Genomic DNA, 18971 nt, shown 5'->3' with positions numbered 1-18971 from the left:
TGCATAGAAGCGGTCAGAGCCTATTTTAGCCCCATGCCATGTGAAACCGGAAGGAGCAAATGAGTGAAAGTCTCTGTCTGTTCTACATAGCCGTCATTTATCTGTTAGAAGATTAGTTTGTATTTATATATATTTTTCGGAAAATAATTGTGGAATATTGAATGAAATGGATTGTATAAAAAAGGGAACAGGAGTATAATAAACTCAAAGGTCAAAGAAAGTCAAAAAATCAAAAAAGGTCAAACATCAATGAAGTTGAAATGTTTGGAGGTTTGTGAATATGGACTTAAATCAAATGACGACAAAAACACAAGAAGCGATTATGAGTGCCCAGTCTTTAGCGGTATCTCATCATCATCAAGAAATTGATACTGCTCATCTATTGCTAGCGTTATTACAGCAACAAGATGGATTAGCAGTACGTATTTTTCAAAAAATGAATGTGAATATAGAACAATTAACGAAGGAAGTAGAAAGACTGGTTCAAAAAAAGCCAGCTGTTACTGGAAGTGGTGCAGAAGCTGGCAAAGTGTATGTAACAAATGCTTTGCAGCAATTGCTCGTTAAGGCAGAAGCTGAAGCGAAAAAATTGAAAGATGAATATATTTCAGTAGAACATATACTACTTGCCTTTTGTGAAGAGAATAGCGATATAAAACGTTTATTTACAACGTTCCATATAACAAAGAATGAACTTTTACAATCGTTAATGGAAGTTAGGGGGAACCAAAGAGTGACTAGTCAAAATCCAGAAGTAACATATGAAGCGTTAGAAAAATATGGCCGTGATTTAGTGGCAGAAGTAAAACAAGGGAAAATTGATCCGGTAATTGGGCGTGACAGTGAGATTCGCCGCGTCATCCGTATTCTTTCTCGTAAAACGAAAAATAACCCTGTGTTAATTGGTGAACCTGGGGTTGGGAAAACAGCAATCGTTGAAGGGTTAGCGCAACGAATCGTGCGAAAAGATGTGCCAGAAGGATTGAAAGACCGAACAATCTTTGCATTAGATATGAGTGCGCTTGTAGCAGGGGCAAAGTTCCGTGGTGAGTTTGAAGAACGTTTGCAAGCTGTATTAAATGAAATTAAAAAAAGTGAAGGTCGTATTCTTTTATTTATTGACGAACTTCATACCATTGTTGGAGCAGGTAAAACAGAAGGAGCAATGGATGCAGGCAATATGTTAAAACCGATGCTTGCGCGCGGTGAACTTCACTGCATTGGCGCAACGACTTTAGATGAGTATCGAAAATATATTGAGAAAGACCCAGCGCTAGAACGTCGTTTCCAACAAGTGTTAGCAGAAGAGCCAACAGTTGAAGATACAATTTCTATCTTACGTGGTTTGAAAGAGCGTTTTGAAATTTATCATGGTGTAAATATTCATGACCGTGCGATTGTAGCAGCGTCTGTATTATCTGATCGATATATATCTGATCGTTTCTTACCAGATAAAGCAATTGACCTTGTCGATGAAGCGTGCGCAACGATTCGAACAGAGATTGACTCCATGCCAACAGAATTAGATGAAGTAACGCGCCGCATTATGCAACTTGAAATTGAAGAAGCTGCTTTAGGAAAAGAAACAGATCGCGGTAGCCAAGAACGATTAAAAACATTGCAACGTGAATTATCTGATTTAAAAGAAGTTGCGAGTGGAATGCGAGCACAGTGGCAAAAAGAAAAAGAAGAAATCTATAAAGTTCGTGACTTAAGGGAGCAACTTGAACGTTTACGTCGTGAATTAGAAGAAGCAGAAGGTAATTACGATTTAAATAAAGCAGCAGAGCTTCGTCATGGTAAAATTCCGGCGATGGAAAAAGAATTAAGAGAAGCGGAAGAAACAGGAGCGGGAAGCGGACAAGAGAACCGTTTACTTCGCGAGGAAGTAAGTGAAGAAGAAATTGCTAATATTGTTTCACGCTGGACAGGTATACCAGTTGCGAAACTTGTAGAAGGAGAACGTGAAAAACTACTTCGTTTGGAACAAATTTTATCAGAACGCGTAATTGGGCAAGAAGAAGCGGTAAATCTTGTAGCAGATGCAGTTCTTCGAGCTCGCGCGGGTATTAAAGATCCAAATCGTCCAATTGGTTCGTTCATTTTCTTAGGACCTACAGGCGTCGGGAAAACAGAGCTTGCTAAAACATTAGCACAGTCTTTATTTGATAGTGAAGAGCAAATCATCCGCATTGATATGTCTGAGTATATGGAGAAACATGCCGTTTCTCGTTTAATCGGAGCTCCTCCAGGATATGTAGGATATGAAGAAGGTGGACAATTAACTGAAGCAGTACGTCGTAAACCGTATTCCGTTATTTTATTGGATGAAATTGAAAAAGCACATCCAGAAGTATTTAATATTTTACTGCAAATGTTAGATGATGGGCGCATTACTGATTCACAAGGACGAACAGTAGATTTCAAAAATACAGTCATTATTATGACATCTAATATTGGTTCAGCGCATTTGTTAGAAGGTTTACAAGAAGATGGAACAATTAAAGAAGAATCAAGAGAACTTGTGATGGGGCAATTAAGAGGGCATTTCCGTCCAGAGTTTTTAAACCGTGTGGATGAAATTATTTTATTTAAACCACTTACAACAACTGAAATTAAAGGCATCGTTGATAAAATTGTCAAAGAATTACAAGGTCGTTTAGCGGATCGCCATATATCAGTGGAATTAACAGAATCTGCAAAAGAATTTGTTGTAGAATCTGGATTCGATCCGATGTACGGAGCACGTCCATTAAAACGTTATGTACAGCGCCAAATTGAGACGAAATTAGCGAGAGAGTTAATTGCAGGAACCATTACAGATAATAGTCATGTCGTTGTCGATGTCGATGTAGAAAATCATGAACTAGTTGTTCATGTGAAATAAAAAAGAGTCCGGGATAAAAACCGGACTCTTTTTTAATGCTGTTCTACTGGTTCGTTCGGAATTGCTGCTGCAATAGCCATTACAAGTACAGCAAGAACAACTGAGAAAATAGACGCTTGTTGGAAATCGTATACGCCGCCAGTCATAGAGCTAATTACGTAGCTCATCATATGTACAAGCATAAACGACCAAATAAATGCCCAAATTACACGCATCTTTTCACACCCCTATTCGTACAATCTGTTTATATTGTAACACAATTGAAAACAGAATATAGAAAAATATTTGTGGATTTTTCAAAGCAAATTCAGATTCCGTTCATACATTATAAAAGGAGTAGTTTTAATGTTTAGAAAATAAGGCGGGAGAATAATGAGTGTTACGGAACGTTTTTTTTACTTAGAACAAGAACCATGTGTGATTTATTTACCAGAAAAGCCGAATGGATTCGGTGTCATGCTTCTTGGCGATTACAATTATTTTATTGAGAATGGTACAAGTTTATGGATGCAGCACGCCGGGCGCTCTCATTTCTTAAACGGGCTTATAGAGAGTGGGTATACGGTTTTTTCGTCTAATTTATACGGACGACATTGGGGGAATGATCAAGCTGTTCGATTAGCGAAGCGATTGTATCACGTCGTTATGAAAAAAGAGACGCTAAATGAGCAAATTCATATCGTTGCAGATGGAATGGGAGCGCTTGTGGCTCTTGAAATGATGAATCGGTACCCCGAGTGTATCAGGTCTGTAGTGATGCTAGCCCCATGCCTAGATTTGTCTGCGCATGTAGAATTTGAAAAAGAGCATAAATTTTTCTATAAAAGGTTAGTAAAGGAGTTATCGCTTGCGTATGATGTGAAAGAAGAACAGTTAGACGCGAAAATTGCTAAGAAATCTTTTTCTTACTTACCTTCTTGTGTGCCTGTGAAAATATTCGTATCGACACAAGAAAAAAAAGATCGTAAGCAATTGCTGCGTGAATATGAAAAAAAACGAATCAATGAAAATTGTGAGACGTCACTCATGTTTCATTTGCAGCATGTAAAATACAAAATGGTTCAACATACATGTCATTTCTTTAAAAAGTACGAAGAAGAATTATGAAGCTCCCGTATACATAGATGAGGAGCTATTTGTTTAGAGTGAGAAGGGGCTGATGACATGAAGCGCGTACTGATTATAGGGGCACTTTCATTTGTAGGCTATCACCTTGTAAATAAAATACTGGAAGAAGAAGTGGAAGTATATGGCCTTGATTTTGATGATGTAGAGAGTATGTCAAAAATAAGTGAAGAAAAGTTGTTTTTAATTGGTAGGAATAGTTTATTTGCTTACGCGTCTATAAGAGATGAGGACGGATGGAAGCCGGTAGAAACGGAGCAGTTTGATGTGGCTTACTTTTGTTTATGTGAGCCGAATAGGCAGAGTGGATTCCGAAATGAACGAATCATTTTACAATATTTAAAGCGCGTGATTCATATGTGCGAAAAGAAACAAGTAAAGTTAAATGTACTTTCTTCTATTGAAATGGCGCATGTAGAAGGTCAATCTGAAAATAAACGATTATTCATGAAAGTAGAGGAAGAGGTAGAAAAGGCGGGTATTCGTTATAGTATACTTCGTGTCCCAACTCTATACGGTCCGTGGCAACCTTCCTTTATGACATATCACAGGCTGATCCTTTCTGAAATTATGGAAAAGGAATATCAGCTCGTGCAAAATGACAATAGAGTGGACCTTCTTTATGTAGAAGATGTGTGTGAATATTTATGGGAAAAAGGTGAAAGCGAAGAAAATTTAGGTGTATATAATATGATCAGTGGTAAAAAAGATTTATGGGAAAAAGGAATGATGTTGTTAAATGCTGAGGATAGGATGGAGAAAACAGCTAAAGAAATGAAGAATCAAGAGATAAAAAGTATTTGTATAATGAAAAACACTCCATTAGAATTCGGTTTAAATAAGCAATTAACGCATGTAAAACGATATAAAGAGTTATACGAAGGATTAAACACGTAAATACAAACATGAAAAGTTCCCCATGCATAAAGGCGGTCAGGTCCTTTTTTACCACATGCCAAGTGAAAACAAAAGGAGAAAGCAAGTAACAGTCACCTTTTGTTTTCGTAGCACTGAATTATATGTTGAAAAATCTAAAGGAATTGATATAGTGTAGAAGTAAAGAGAACAGTGCTTCTTTGATAGAAAGGATGAGGGAATATGAACGAAAAAAATATGCAGTTTTTACAAATCGCTATGAAACACCTGCCGGAAGCAAAGGCAATTTTAGATACGAATGGAATTGCGCTTGATATGGAAAAAGCGCAGCCAGTCCTAGAGCTATTAATGAAAGTAATGAATGAAGCATATGAGCTTGGAAAAGCGGGAAAATAAAGTGAAACTTTTATAAGTGGGTGCTCTGTCCCACTTATAATTAGTTGAACCAATCGGGCTTTTACGGGCAGTTATCCCCCATGTTGTTTCTTTATGGGGGGTTACTGCCCGTTAATGCGGGGTAAGGTCGACAATACGTCGGCTTTATTTTTTTGTTTAGAAATATATTCTAGACAAATAAACATTTATGTTTTAGAATTAGTACCAAGTCATAATAATTGATATAAAACGGAGGGCTGCAATGTGAACGTAGGCATTTTAGGGATCGGTAGATATGTGCCAGAAAAAGTAGTCACGAATCAAGATTTAGAGAAAATTATGGATACATCCGATGAATGGATTCGTACGAGAACGGGAATTGCAGAAAGACGCATTGCCGATGATACAATAGATACTTCATATATGGCGGTAGAAGCTGCTAAGAAAGCACTTGAAGATGCAGGGGTTAGTGGAGAAGAAATTGATCTTATTTTAGTTGCGACAGTAACGCCAGATCGACCTTTCCCAGCGGTTTCTTGCGTGATTCAAGAACAAATTGGTGCAAAACATGCAGCGGCGATGGATTTAAGTGCGGCATGTGCTGGGTTTATGTACGGAATGATTACAGCGCAGCAATTTATTCAAACTGGAACTTATAAAAACATATTAGTAGTTGGTTGTGATAAATTATCTAAAATTGTAGACTGGAATGACCGCAATACAGCAGTATTATTTGGAGACGGAGCAGGTGCTGTTGTAATGGGAGCTGTTTCAGAAGGGAAAGGTATTCTTTCATTTGAATTAGGAGCGGATGGAAGTGGTGGCAAGCACCTTTATCAAGATGAATATGTTATGATGAATGGCAGAGAAGTCTTTAAATTTGCTGTGCGCCAACTTGGTGAATCCTGTCTTCGCGTTGTTGAAAAAGCCGGTTTTACGAAAGAAGATGTGGACTTTTTAGTTCCTCATCAAGCGAATATTCGTATTATGGAATCGGCAAGGGAGCGATTAAATTTGCCGCAAGAAAAAATGAGTACAACAATTGAAAAGTTTGGGAATACGTCAGCTTCTTCAATTCCACTTGCTATCGTAGAGGAATTACAAAATGGTCGTATTCAAGATGGCGATTTAATTGTTTTAGTTGGTTTTGGTGGCGGATTAACGTGGGGAGCAGTTGCTCTTCGTTGGGGTAAATAAGGACTGAGAGAAAAAAGGAGTGTATTTTGTATGGGAAAGAAGCGTGTCGTAATTACAGGATTAGGAGCTGTTACACCGATTGGAACGGATGTTGAAACGGCTTGGAATAACATTAAAAATGGTGTATCTGGAATCGGACGTATTACACGCATAGATCCAGAATTATTTCCTGCAAAAGTAGCAGCAGAAATTAACGACTTTGAAGTCGAGAAATATATAGATAAAAAAGAAGCGCGCCGTATGGACCGCTTTACGCAATATGCGGTAGCAGCAGCGAAAATGGCAGTTGAAGATGCAAAATTAGAAATTACAGAAGAGAATGGTCCGCGCATTGGTGTATGGGTAGGATCTGGAATCGGTGGTATGGAAACATACGAGGAACAATTTAAAATCTTTGCAGAAAAAGGGCCACGCCGTGTTAGTCCATTTTTTGTACCAATGATGATTCCTGATATGGCTGCTGGTCAAGTATCGATTGCCACAGGTGCAAAAGGAATTAATACTTGCTCTGTAACAGCTTGTGCATCAGGTGCAAATTCAATTGGTGATGCTTTTAAAGTGATTCAGCGTGGTGATGCAGATGCGATGATTACAGGCGGAGCAGAAGCACCGTTAACAAGTATGGCGTTTGCAGGGTTTAGTTCAGCTAAAGCATTAACGTTTAATGATGACCCAGCAACTGCTTGTCGTCCATTTGATAAAAATCGTAGTGGATTTGTAATGGGAGAGGGCGCAGGTATTCTTATCCTTGAAGAACTAGAACATGCATTAGCACGCGGTGCACGTATTTATGCTGAACTTGTTGGATATGGTGCAACAGGTGATGCGTTCCATATTACAATGCCTGCTCCTGGTGGTGAGGGCGGCGTTCGTGCGATGCGCCAAGCATTAGCAGATGCAGGACTTCAGCCTGAGGATATCGATTACATTAATGCGCATGGTACAAGTACAGATGCGAATGAGAAATATGAAACGATGGCAATTAAAGAAACATTCGGTGACCATGCATATAAAGTAGCGATTAGCTCTACAAAATCAATGACTGGACACTTACTAGGAGCAGCTGGTGCTGTTGAGGCAATCTTCTCTGTTAAATCGATTACAGATGGAGTAATTCCACCAACAATTAACTATGAAACACCAGACCCAGAGTGTGATTTAGATTACGTACCAAATAATGCAAGACATCAAGAAGTAAATACTGTTTTAAGTAACTCATTAGGATTCGGTGGTCATAACGCAGTATTAGTATTTAAAAAATATCAATAATATAGTGTAGTGAGAGAGGGGTTAAAACCCTCTCTTTTTTTTGTTGGAAGAGAGCGTCCGGCTGTGCGTAGGAGCGGTCCGCGCCTTTTTTAACCCCATGTTTTAGCGATGAAGCTAATCCCCCAAAGTATGTATGCAAGTTGCGTTACGATGTACATTGAAAATTCGAAAGGGGAAAGTTTTCTTTTTAGTTTTATTTTCCTTAAATACATGTAAAAACAAAATGATAGCACTAGTAATAATTGAGAAATTTCATTTATATTTTCCAATATATTAATATAAAATCAACTCCTTACATAAAATTGTAGGATACACTCTAAGCATATCATAAAAAAATTCAGTTAACATAAATTTCCATGTTATCACTTAGCTTTCGTTCTTTTTTTGCATATATATAGAAGGTAAGGGAGGAGTGGAGATGGGGGTTATTCAAACCGCAGATTGGTTGCACCTTTATTATGGACGTCCCGAAAAGCTTTGCGAGAAGTTTACAAAATATATTCCGTTGCCAAAAGAAAGGTTGTACCGTTTTTTAATTTCTAAAGGTATGTATCGACCGGTGATGGAAGGACAAAAAGAAATTGAGCAGTTAGAGGAGAAGCAGATTTGGAAAGAACTTGCCGAGGAGTATGAAGGACTAAAGAACTGGCTGCAAGGCCCAGATGTTCCGGTCTTTATTTTATTATCAGATTCATATAACCGTACTGTGCAAGTAGAATATAACGGAAAAGCGGGCTTAACAATGCGCCATGTCATTTTTTTGTTTGTATGTGGACGGAATACAGTAGCGGAATTAAAAGCATTGCTTACGCATGAATATCATCACATATGTCGGTTACATCAAATTGAAAAGAAAGACAAGGATTATACATTGCTTGATACAATTGTAATGGAGGGGCTTGCAGAACAAGCGGTGTATGAAAGACACTCAGAAAAAAGTTATGCACCGTGGACATCGTACTTTACAAAAGAAGAAGCGATTCATTATTGGGAGAAGATTTTAAAAAACAGAAGAGATATTCAGAGAGGAACCAGGGAACACGATTGTTTACTAAATGGAATGCAGCTGTACCCGAAAATGCTTGGATATGGCGTTGGATTTCATATTGTCAAAGATTGTGTGGAATCTGAGAAAGGGAATACAATTTCTTTACTGTCCCTGGATGCGACGCGAATATTAAATAAAGCAAATGCTTTTACTGCTTAATAGGTGTTAGATCAAAAACTTGGCGCTGCCAAGTTTTTTTAGGTTGTATAGAAAGTTTTCATTTGAAAAATCGCTGATAAAATTTCATTTACCTTTTTCTGGAAAGTAAAAATTTTGTGATATTCAACTTTTTCAATAGCTACCAACTTTTTCGCAAGATGAAAATGAAAGTAAGAAGTGGTGAAGAAATAATATATAAAGACATAAACCGCTCGATTAGGCTTAGGAGTAGTCAGGGCATCAAGTAAAAAATAAATATATGTATAGAATATATTTCCTTTCATGGAATAAAAATTACAAAAAATGAACATAATGAGATGTACAAACAGTAGTGAAGTGAGGGGTAGCAAATGTTATATCTACATGATGTATGGGTAAATTGGTTTGAAGGTGAAGAAAATGGGTATAACGTTTGTCATTTTTACGAATGGCGGAAGGATGATACGATCGAATTATTAGATCAAGTGCCATTATTAAAAGTAGATTCTACATTATATCATTACATCGAGAACGAATTATTGGAACTTCCGCAAAAATTATTGGAAGACGTACATCATAAGGCGTATATTCGTAAAAATCACGAGCGTTTGCAACAGGAGTACTGTTTTGTTGTTACAGATGGACAAGGAATTATTGCAGTGGATTCAATTGGCTATAATGTGCCGATTCGAAAAAGTAGGCTTATTCCTCGTCAAGAACAGATGGTATATGAGATGGTAGAAAATGTCCAAGCAGAAAAGTATGAGTTTCAAATGGAAGAATCACAAAAAGAATATCATATTTTATCACCATCGCCATATATTATGAATGGCTTAACGCGTAAAGAACGTCAATTAAAACAGTTGCTTTTTATGGCTCTAGATCAACTACATACAACGAAAAATCCAGCTGCGATTCGCTATTGGTATACAGAGTGGGATCCATCAGCATATGGAACAGTTCAACATATGAAATTTGAAGATGTTTGGGAGCGCCTTTATGAAGAAGCACAATATGGCTGGTCAGAGAAGCACGAACAGCTATGTGAACGCCTTGTAAAAGGGCAACCATTCTTTGAAAAGTTATGGGAAATGGAAAATGAACAAAAGGTAAATTAAAAAAACCGCCAATTTGGCGGTTTTTTTATTGGGTCAGTCAGGGTTGAACAAGTGGTAGTAATCCAGCTACAGCGGCAAGAATGATCGGTGGCTTCGCGCCTTCCTGCGAGGCAAAAAACGCCTCTACGTCAGGAGCTCCATCCCCCTCACATTCTGAACGAGCCGCTTCCGCTTTTTGTATAATCCAGCTCCGGCTCCTAGCCCTTCGCGTCTAAGAACCTTCCCCACGAGAAGGTAAAAAGCACCTTCTGTGGGAAAGAACCTTAGCCAGTCAGAGCTGAACGAGCCACTTCCGCTTTTTATATTACCTACGTTTTCTGCTCAGTCCCATTGCATTTTCAACTTTGCGTAGTTGTTTGAATGCGACGCGGTTTGCTTTTTCTGCACCTTTGTCAAGGATTTCATCTAATTCAGGAGAGTTAATGAGTTCGTTATATTTTTCTTGAATTGGACGAATTGCTTCTACGACTACTTGAGCTAAGTCGCCTTTAAAGTCGCCGTATCCTTTTCCTTCATATGCAGCTACTATTTCTTCAATTGTTTTGCCTGAGAATGAAGAGTAGATTGTTAATAAGTTGGAAATGCCAGGCTTGTTTTCTTTATCGTATTTTACAATGCCATCAGAATCAGTTACGGCACTTTTGATTTTCTTTTCGATTGTTTTTGGATCGTCAAGCATACTAATCATTGATTTTGGATTTGGATCAGATTTACTCATTTTTTTCGTAGGTTCTGTTAATGACATAACGCGTGCGCCTACTTTTGGAATACGAATCTCTGGAATTGTGAAAATTTCACGGAAACGTTTATTGAAACGCTCTGCTAAATCACGAGTTAATTCCATATGTTGTTTTTGATCGTCGCCAACTGGTACAATCTCAGTATTGTAAAGCAGGATGTCAGCTGCCATTAATGGTGGATACGTAAGTAATCCAGCTGGAACAGAATCTCTGCCAGATGATTTATCTTTATACTGCGTCATACGTTCTAATTCTCCAACATATGCGATAGATTGCATAATCCATCCGAGCTGAGCATGCGCGGGCACCTCTGATTGTACAAATAAAGTTGCCTTTTCAGGGTCAATACCGCAAGCTACATACAGTGCAGCTAGGCTACGAATATTTTTACGAAGTTGTACAGGATCTTGAGCTACTGTAATGGCATGTTGGTTTACAATGCAGAAATAACAGTCATGTTCGTTTTGTAATTCTGTAAATTGTTTCATTGCTCCTAAATAGTTTCCAAGCGTAATTGTTCCGCTTGGCTGAATACCAGAAAAAATAACTGACATAGGTAATTCCTCCTTGAAATTTGTATGTATTGTTGAAGAGTGGGAGAAGTAGGTCTAAATGAGCCGCCTGCGCTTTTTGTGTAATCCAGCTCCGGCTCCTAGCCCTTTGCGTCTAAGAACCTTCCCCACGAGAAGGTAAAAAGCGCCTTCTGTGGGAAAGAACCTTAGCCACCCAGGGCTAAGCAGTCGCCTCCGCTTTTTATACAATCCAGCTCCAGCGGCAAGAATGATCGGTGGCTTCGCGCCTTCCTGCGAGGCAAAAAGCGCCTCTACGTCAGGAGCTCCATCCCCCTCACATTCTGAGCGAGCCGCTTGCGCTTTTTAAATACAAAAAAGCCCATTCATCCCCATGGATATAGGGACGAATGGACCGCGGTACCACCCTAATTATTTCACAAATCGTGAAATCTCTTTTCTCCATTATAACGTCTGGATATAACGCCAAAGCCTACTTCTTTCGGTTCGGTTTGGTGCTCAAAAGCCCATTCCATACTGTACAATTACTTGTTCGCACCGACCACAAGCTCTCTGAAATTGTTGCAATATGTACTCTTCTTTTTCATCGCATACATATGAATTTATTGTAAGCTAGTTCATATTTTGAACGAGCCACTTGCGCTTTTTTATGTAATCCAGCTCCGGCTCCTAGCCCTTCGCGTCTAAGAACCTTCCCCACGAGAAGGTAAAAAGCACCTTCTGTGGGAAAGAACCTTAGCCACCCAGGGCTAAGCAGTCGCCTGCGCTTTTTGTATAATCCAGCTCCAGTGGCAAGAATACTCGGTGGCTTCGCGCCTTCCTGCGAGGCAAAAAACGCCTCTACGTCAGGAGCTCCATCCCCCTCGCATTCTAAGCGAGCCACTTGCGCTTTTTTATAATAAAATGTTTTGCAAGTAATTATATCATATGGAAAATCGTTTGCAAACTACATCAAAATAGTAACGCTAATGATTGTAGAGGCGATGCCTAAAAGGATACCTGTCATGCAGATTGGATATGTCCAGGCGAAAGAGTACGTTTTATAGATGCGTTCTTTTTTATCTACTGCTGGTTCTTCTCCTTCAATTAAAGACTCTACTTTTTTATTTGTTCCAAACACTCTTTGGAAAGCGTACATCGTTATGTTGAAAAATCCTCTTTGAAATAGAAATAAAAAACCACCTAAAATAATGAAAACTAATGCAATATAAAACATAATATTGACAAAATTCAACAAATAATGTGTCGAAGCAAGGGATGCTCCGATGATAGAAGTGATTATTGCCAATAATAGTAATATGCCAGTTCGAAAATAAAGTCTATTCAAAATGTTCACCTCCGTCAAAATATTACTAGAATTATTATACTATAAAAGTTATAATGAGTACCAGGGATAATTTTTTGAAAATTATACGCAATTATGTATTTTATTTCAATATGATGGGGGCAATGTTAAGTTATCCATTTACAAAAAATAAAGAAAATAAATATTTTATTAAAAATTTTAACAAAAAAACAAAAAACTATATTCACAATCGTCGTATTATATGTATAATGAAAATTGTAGAAACTTGGAGATTATTCTTTCAATTCTGCTTTTTAACAAGTGAGGGGACAGGAAGTGCAAATAGGGGAGGCAGTACAACATGAAGAAAAAGATACCGCTATTACTTGCATCGACATTGACGGTTAGTATGCTAGGCGCTTGTAGTTATCAGCAAGAGGATACGAAAGCAAGTGCAAAGGGATCCGGTACTTCAGGTAAACAAGTACTAAATTTAACTGAAACTGCTGAGATTCCAACAATGGATACGACATTATCAACAGATGCAGCATCTTCCAACATAATGAATAACACAATGGAAGGATTATATCGCCTTGGGAAAGACGATAAACTCGTTCCAGGAGTGGCAAAGTCTTACGAGAAAACGGAAGATGGTAAGAAATATGTATTCAAATTACGCGATGATGCGAAATGGTCTAATGGGGAACCTGTAACAGCTAAAGATTTCGTCTATTCTTGGAGACGAGCTGTTGATTCAAATACAGGTGCGAAATTTGCTTACATATTATTCGACGTAAAGAATGCCGAAAAAATTAATAAAAAAGAGTTGCCGGTTGAAGAACTTGGCGTAAAAGCGATCGATGATCACACATTAGAAGTGGAGTTAGACAACCCTGTTCCTTACTTTGTTAGCTTAACGGTATATCCAACATTCTATCCATTAAATGAAAAGTTCGTAAAAGAACAAGGGGATAAATTTGGATTAGAATCTAATACGACGCTCTATAACGGTCCATTTGTTTTAAATGAGTGGAAACATGAACAAAATTTCCAGCTTAAGAAAAATGAGACGTACTGGGACAATAAAGTAGTGAAGCTTGAAGAAGTAAACTTCGATATTGTAAAGGATCGTTCAACTGCAATAAATTTATATGAAACAAATGCAATTGATCGTGTCGTATTGACATCAGAATTTGTAGATAAATACAAAAAAGATTCTGATTTCAAGACAATTAAGAAACCTTCCACACAGTTTATTCGTTTAAACGAAAAGAACAAGTTCTTAGCGAATAAGAACATCCGTAAAGCAATATCAATGGCCTTTGAACGTGAAAATATCGGAAAAGTTATTTTAAACGATGGTTCACAGGGGATATACGGTTTTGTTCCAAAAGGTTTAGCGACAGGACCAAGTGGAAAAGACTTTCGTGAAGAAAATGGAAATCTGATCAAAGAAGATGTAAAAGAGGCTCAAAAATATTGGGAAGCTGGTAAAAAAGAACTTGGTGTTGATAAAGTAGATTTAGAGCTATTGAACTTTGATACAGATGATGCTAAGAAAATTGGCGAGTATTTAAAAGGGCAATTTGAAAAGAATTTACCAGGCTTAACAATTTCAATGAAAATGCAGCCATTTGCACAAAAATTAAAACTTGAAGCAAGTGGAGAGTATGCGATGTCATATGCAGGATGGGGACCAGATTATATGGACCCAATGGCATTCTTAGATATGTATACAACAGGGAATCCGCAAAACAAAGTCAACTATGCAAATCCAGCATATGACGAATTAATTAAGAAGGCAAAAGTAGAGACAGATGAACAATCTCGTTGGGATGCACTGTTGAAAGCTGAAAAACAATTGCTAGATGATGCAGCAATTGCTCCAGTATATCAACCAGGAAAAGCATATTTACAACGCAACTCGATTACAGGGTTGTTAGAACATAAATATGGTGGCGAATTTAGCTACAAATGGGTTGAAGTCAAAAAATAAACATGTTTTCCATCATGAATAAGGGTATATGCCTATGATGGGCAGATACTCTTATTTTAAAAAATATAAAAGTTAGAATATTTTAAACTATCTTATTGCTTTTGAGAAAATGGGGAGGTGCTTGACTATGGGACGTTATGCATTAAAACGTTTCGTGTACATGGCTTTAACACTATTTTTAATTACTACTCTGACATTCTTTCTAATGAAATTGTTGCCGGGTTCTCCGCTTAAGAACCAAGAGAAATTATCACCCGCGCAAAAAGAGATTATCTTAGAAAAATACGGTTTAAATGATCCAGTACCTGTGCAATATGCACGTTACTTAGGGAACTTAGTACAAGGTGATTTAGGAGTATCATTCCAGTATGATAACCGTCCAGTATCAGATATGATTATGGATCGTATTGGACCATCAGCACAGCTTGGTATGCAGGCAATTATACTAGGAACATTTATCGGTTTAATCTTAGGTATTATCGCAGCACTTCGCAATAATACATGGGTCGATTACGGAGCAACCGTTATTTCTGTACTCGGGATGTCGGTACCATCATTCGTATTCGCAGCATTATTACAATACTTTGTAGGTGTAAAGCTTGGTTGGTTCCCAGTTGCATTCTGGAAAGGGCCTGAATTTACAGTTATGCCTACCATTGCTTTATCGATGGGAGTTATCGCAACAATCGCACGTTTCTCTCGTGCAGAATTAATTGAAGTTATGCAAGCTGATTACATTTTAACAGCAAAAGCAAAAGGAATTAGTCAAGGTGTCATTATTGTAAAACACGCACTTCGTAACGCATTGATTCCAGTTGTTACAATTTTAGGACCGATGGTTGCAGCTTTAATTACAGGAACACTTGTTATTGAGCAAATTTTTGCTGTACCTGGACTTGGGGAGCAATTCGTTAAATCAATCACGTTGAATGACTATACGATTATTATGGGAACAACAATTTTCTATAGTGCAATCTTTATCTTAGTTATTTTTATCGTAGATATTTTATATGGAATTATTGATCCTCGTATTCGTTTAGCGGGAGGGAAAAAATGATGAAAGATTTACAAAAATTATCTCCAGATTTATTTCAAACAGCAAACCAAAGCAATGTTGATAATGAAGTCATTGCCCGTCCAAGCTTAACGTTTTGGCAAGATGTAAGAAGACGTTTGTTTCAACATAAAGGAGCAATGTTTGGTCTTGTAATACTAGTTCTTATCGCGCTGTTAGCAATTTTTGGACCGATGATGAGCAAGTATTCCTATAAAGATCAAGATTTAGGTCGCGCAAAAATGCCACCTAAAATTCCAGTATTAGAAAATGTTCATTGGCTACCATTTGATGGTAGAGACCAATACGGCGTTGATCAGTATGAAAAACGTGATATTAAAGAGTATTTCTGGTTTGGTACAGATGATCTTGGACGTGACCTTTGGACAAGAACATGGGAAGGAACACGTGTATCATTATATATCGCTCTTTTAGCAGCGGCAATTGACCTAGTAATTGGGGTTGCATACGGAGGTATTTCAGCGTTCTATGGCGGACGAGTAGATAATATTATGCAACGTATTATGGAGATTATTAACGGTATTCCATACTTAATCATCGTTATTTTAATGGTAATTATTATGGGTTCAGGTATTTGGTCAATCACACTCGCGATGGCAATTACAGGTTGGATTGGAATGTCGCGGATTGTACGTGGACAAATATTAAAATTAAAAAACCAAGAATATGTATTAGCATCTCGTACATTAGGTGCAACGAACACACAATTAATTGTGAAGCATTTAATTCCGAACGTAATGGGACCAATTATCGTTATGACAATGTTCACAATTCCTTCAGCGGTGTTTGGTGAAGCATTCTTAAGCTTTATCGGGCTTGGTATTCAGCCGCCTTTAGCATCACTTGGTTCTCTTGTAAATGATGGATATAAGTCAATTCAAACGTATCCACATATGATGTTCATCCCTGCGATTGTCATCAGTATGTTAATTTTAGCATTTAACTTAATGGCAGATGGATTACGCGATGCGTTAGATCCAAAAATGCGTAAGTAAACGAGGAAGGAGAAGTGAAAATGAAAACATTGTTAGAGGTAAAAGATTTACAAGTCTCCTTTGATACACATGCAGGTGAAGTACAAGCTGTTCGCGGAGTTACATTTGATTTGAAAAAGGGAGAAACATTGGCGATTGTAGGAGAATCTGGTTCTGGGAAATCAGTTACTTCGAAAGCGCTAATGGGACTTATCCCAAATCCTCCAGGACGTATTAAAAATGGAGAAATTGTATTTGACGGTCGTGATTTAACAAAATTATCAGAAAAAGAAATGCAGCAAGTGCGTGGGAAAGAAATCGCGATGATTTTCCAAGATCCGATGACATCATTAAATCCAACGATGACAATCGGTAATCAAATTATGGAAGGTCTTATTAAACACCAAGGGATGAGCAAAGCGGATGCTCGTAAAGTTGCTTTAGAGCTGCTTGATCTGGTTGGAATTCCAAATCCAGAAGCACGTTTAAAGCAATACCCGCACCAATTCTCTGGTGGTATGAGACAGCGTGTTGTTATTGCGATGGCACTAGCTTGTAATCCGAAATTATTGATTGCAGATGAGCCGACAACAGCACTTGACGTTACAATTCAAGCACAAATTTTAGAGCTTATGAAGGATATTCAGCAGAAAACAGAAGCAGCGATTATTTTCATTACGCATGATTTAGGCGTAGTGGCAAACGTTGCCGACAGAGTTGCTGTTATGTATGCAGGTAAAGTTGTTGAGATTGGTACGGTTGATGAAATCTTCTACAATCCAAAACACCCATATACATGGGGACTAATCGCATCTATGCCAAGTTTAGATGGTTCAGATGCAGAGTTATATGCAATTCCTGGAACGCCTCCAGATTTATTAAAACCGCCAAAAGGGGATGCATTTGCACCACGTAACCCACAGGCACTGAAAATTGATTTTGAAATGGAACCACCATTCTTTAAAGTAAGTGATACACATTATGCGGCAACATGGTTACTTCACGAACAAGCACCAGAAGTACAACCGCCAGAAGTCGTTCAAAAACGAATTCTTCAAATGAAAGCAGGTGAACAACATGACTAAGCAACGTGAGAAGTTAATTGAAGTAAAAAATGTAAAGCAACACTTTAACGTGAGTGGTGGTGTTGTAAAAGCGGTTAACGATATTTCATTTGATATTTACCGCGGTGAAACATTTGGACTTGTAGGAGAATCTGGTTGCGGAAAATCAACAACTGGAAGAACGATTATCAGATTATATGATGCAACAGCTGGTGAAGTGTTGTTCGATGGTGAAAACGTACATGGTAAAAAATCACGTGGAGAATTAAAGAAATTTAATCGTAAAATGCAAATGATTTTCCAAGATCCATATGCGTCATTAAATCCTCGTATGACAGTTGGAGATATTATTGCAGAAGGCATTGATATTCACGGTTTAGCAAAAAGCAAAAAAGAACGTATGGATCGCGTGCATGAATTATTAAACACAGTTGGTTTAAATAAAGAGCATGCTAATCGTTTCCCGCATGAGTTCTCTGGTGGACAACGTCAACGTATCGGAATTGCTCGCGCACTTGCGGTAGAACCAGAATTTATTATTGCGGATGAACCGATTTCAGCACTTGACGTATCGATTCAGGCGCAAGTTGTAAACTTATTGAAACAGCTGCAAAGAGAAAAAGGTTTAACATACTTATTCATTGCCCATGACTTATCCATGGTAAAATACATCAGTGATCGCATTGGTGTTATGTACCGCGGTCAAATTGTTGAATTAACAAGTAGTGATGAGCTATACGAGAATCCGATTCATCCGTATACAAAATCATTATTATCAGCAATTCCGCTTCCAGATCCAGATTACGAGCGCAATCGTAAACGTATCGTATACGATCCATCTCAGCATCAATATGGAAATGAAGCGCCAGAGATGCGAGAAATCCGTCCAGGACATTTCGTTCTTTGTTCCGAAGCGGAATACAAGAAATATAAAGAAATCTATCAATAGTAGAAAGAAGCGGCCGTCATGGCCGCTTTTTCTATTATTGATACAAACCTCTTTCTTTTTTGGGAGGAAGAGAGGATCCAGCCATGCATAGAAGCGGTCAGTGCCTGTTTTCACCCCATGCCGAGTGAAAACAGAAGGAGAGAGTGAGTGGAGGTCTCCTTTTGTTTTCAAAGCCGTGATTTAGATGTTGGAAAATCAATATACATATAAATTGAAAAACTGATAGAAACCCTTTTCTTTTAGGTGGAAGAGAGGATCTGTCCAGGCATAGAAACGGTCAGAGCCATACCATGTGAAAGCAAAAGGAAGGAAAAGCTAGGGTAGA

Annotated in this window: 18 protein-coding genes and 1 other annotated feature; of the genes, 14 read left to right on the top strand and 4 right to left on the bottom strand. The window is 38.1% G+C overall.

Annotated elements, in window-relative coordinates; all coding sequences use genetic code 11:
• Nucleotides 1-280: 280 nt before the first annotated feature.
• The gene (gene clpB, locus CN373_RS02155) at nt 281-2887 is read left to right on the top strand and encodes an ATP-dependent chaperone ClpB (RefSeq protein ID WP_098358735.1); all 2607 of its coding nucleotides are present in this window, start codon (nt 281-283) and stop codon (nt 2885-2887) included.
• A gap of 32 nt (nt 2888-2919) precedes the next feature.
• Here the strand turns inward: clpB and CN373_RS02150 are convergent, their stop codons facing one another.
• On the bottom strand, nt 2920-3102 hold the full coding sequence (locus CN373_RS02150; protein ID WP_001263983.1) for a YjzD family protein: 183 nt from the start codon (nt 3100-3102) through the stop codon (nt 2920-2922).
• 157 nt (nt 3103-3259) lie between these two features.
• On the opposite strand from CN373_RS02150, the gene CN373_RS02145 reads away from it, so the two are divergent.
• The 5 genes from CN373_RS02145 (at nt 3260) to fabF (ending at nt 7729) form a co-directional block, all read left to right on the top strand.
• On the top strand, nt 3260-3994 hold the full coding sequence (locus tag CN373_RS02145) for a hypothetical protein (RefSeq protein ID WP_000117152.1): 735 nt from the start codon (nt 3260-3262) through the stop codon (nt 3992-3994).
• A 57-nt stretch (nt 3995-4051) separates the two neighbouring features.
• Nucleotides 4052-4909, top strand: coding sequence for an NAD-dependent epimerase/dehydratase family protein (locus tag CN373_RS02140; protein ID WP_000832390.1), 858 nt, complete (start codon nt 4052-4054; stop codon nt 4907-4909).
• Between the two features lie 201 nt (nt 4910-5110).
• Nucleotides 5111-5284, top strand: coding sequence for a ComZ family protein (locus CN373_RS02135; RefSeq protein ID WP_001003265.1), 174 nt, complete (start codon nt 5111-5113; stop codon nt 5282-5284).
• A 243-nt stretch (nt 5285-5527) separates the two neighbouring features.
• Complete coding sequence (locus CN373_RS02130) at nt 5528-6460, top strand: beta-ketoacyl-ACP synthase III (protein ID WP_001100554.1); 933 nt, start codon at nt 5528-5530, stop codon at nt 6458-6460.
• Nucleotides 6461-6490: 30 nt separating this feature from the next.
• The gene (gene fabF, locus CN373_RS02125) at nt 6491-7729 is read left to right on the top strand and encodes a beta-ketoacyl-ACP synthase II (protein WP_000516869.1); all 1239 of its coding nucleotides are present in this window, start codon (nt 6491-6493) and stop codon (nt 7727-7729) included.
• A gap of 89 nt (nt 7730-7818) precedes the next feature.
• Here the strand turns inward: fabF and CN373_RS25770 are convergent, their stop codons facing one another.
• Nucleotides 7819-8007: a hypothetical protein gene (locus CN373_RS25770; protein WP_098358734.1), complete on the bottom strand. Its 189-nt coding sequence runs from the start codon at nt 8005-8007 to the stop codon at nt 7819-7821.
• Between the two features lie 140 nt (nt 8008-8147).
• Here CN373_RS25770 and CN373_RS02115 point away from each other — a divergent pair, with 140 nt between their 5' ends.
• On the top strand, nt 8148-8936 hold the full coding sequence (locus CN373_RS02115) for a DUF2268 domain-containing protein (RefSeq protein WP_000538227.1): 789 nt from the start codon (nt 8148-8150) through the stop codon (nt 8934-8936).
• Nucleotides 8937-9286: 350 nt separating this feature from the next.
• Nucleotides 9287-10033: a YjbA family protein gene (locus tag CN373_RS02110; protein WP_000966136.1), complete on the top strand. Its 747-nt coding sequence runs from the start codon at nt 9287-9289 to the stop codon at nt 10031-10033.
• A gap of 304 nt (nt 10034-10337) precedes the next feature.
• On the opposite strand, the gene trpS is transcribed toward CN373_RS02110, so the two are convergent.
• Both trpS and CN373_RS02080 read right to left on the bottom strand, forming a co-directional pair.
• On the bottom strand, nt 10338-11327 hold the full coding sequence (gene trpS, locus CN373_RS02100) for a tryptophan--tRNA ligase (protein WP_098358733.1): 990 nt from the start codon (nt 11325-11327) through the stop codon (nt 10338-10340).
• A gap of 354 nt (nt 11328-11681) precedes the next feature.
• Nucleotides 11682-11899 (bottom strand) — a binding site (T-box leader).
• Between the two features lie 350 nt (nt 11900-12249).
• A complete protein-coding gene (locus CN373_RS02080; RefSeq protein ID WP_430794156.1) occupies nt 12250-12585 on the bottom strand; it encodes a DUF3899 domain-containing protein in 336 nt (111 codons plus the stop codon).
• Nucleotides 12586-12740: 155 nt separating this feature from the next.
• On the opposite strand from CN373_RS02080, the gene CN373_RS26140 reads away from it, so the two are divergent.
• The 6 genes from CN373_RS26140 to CN373_RS02050 all read left to right on the top strand — a co-directional run bounded on the left by CN373_RS26140 (nt 12741) and on the right by CN373_RS02050 (nt 18646).
• Entirely contained in the window at nt 12741-12953 is a 213-nt protein-coding gene (locus tag CN373_RS26140) for a hypothetical protein (RefSeq protein WP_002055994.1), read from the top strand.
• On the top strand, nt 12950-14584 hold the full coding sequence (locus tag CN373_RS02070; RefSeq protein ID WP_098358731.1) for a peptide ABC transporter substrate-binding protein: 1635 nt from the start codon (nt 12950-12952) through the stop codon (nt 14582-14584). Before CN373_RS26140 ends, CN373_RS02070 begins: the two co-directional genes overlap by 4 nt.
• 127 nt (nt 14585-14711) lie before the next feature.
• A complete protein-coding gene (gene opp3b / locus CN373_RS02065; RefSeq protein ID WP_000534137.1) occupies nt 14712-15641 on the top strand; it encodes an oligopeptide ABC transporter permease in 930 nt (309 codons plus the stop codon).
• Entirely contained in the window at nt 15638-16654 is a 1017-nt protein-coding gene (gene opp3C / locus CN373_RS02060) for an oligopeptide ABC transporter permease (protein ID WP_000974051.1), read from the top strand. The genes opp3b and opp3C overlap by 4 nt, the downstream gene beginning before the upstream one ends.
• A 20-nt stretch (nt 16655-16674) precedes the next feature.
• Nucleotides 16675-17718 (top strand): ABC transporter ATP-binding protein, encoded by a 1044-nt coding sequence (locus tag CN373_RS02055; protein ID WP_000854339.1) that lies wholly within the window; start codon nt 16675-16677, stop codon nt 17716-17718.
• Nucleotides 17711-18646, top strand: coding sequence for an ABC transporter ATP-binding protein (locus CN373_RS02050; protein ID WP_000166355.1), 936 nt, complete (start codon nt 17711-17713; stop codon nt 18644-18646). Before CN373_RS02055 ends, CN373_RS02050 begins: the two co-directional genes overlap by 8 nt.
• Nucleotides 18647-18971 lie beyond the last annotated feature (325 nt).

Source organism: Bacillus cereus, assembly GCF_002561295.1.
Classification (GTDB): Bacteria; Bacillota; Bacilli; order Bacillales; family Bacillaceae_G; genus Bacillus_A; species Bacillus_A cereus_S.
Note: the sequence above shows the minus strand (reverse complement) of the source record. Positions and strands in the feature narration are given on the sequence as shown.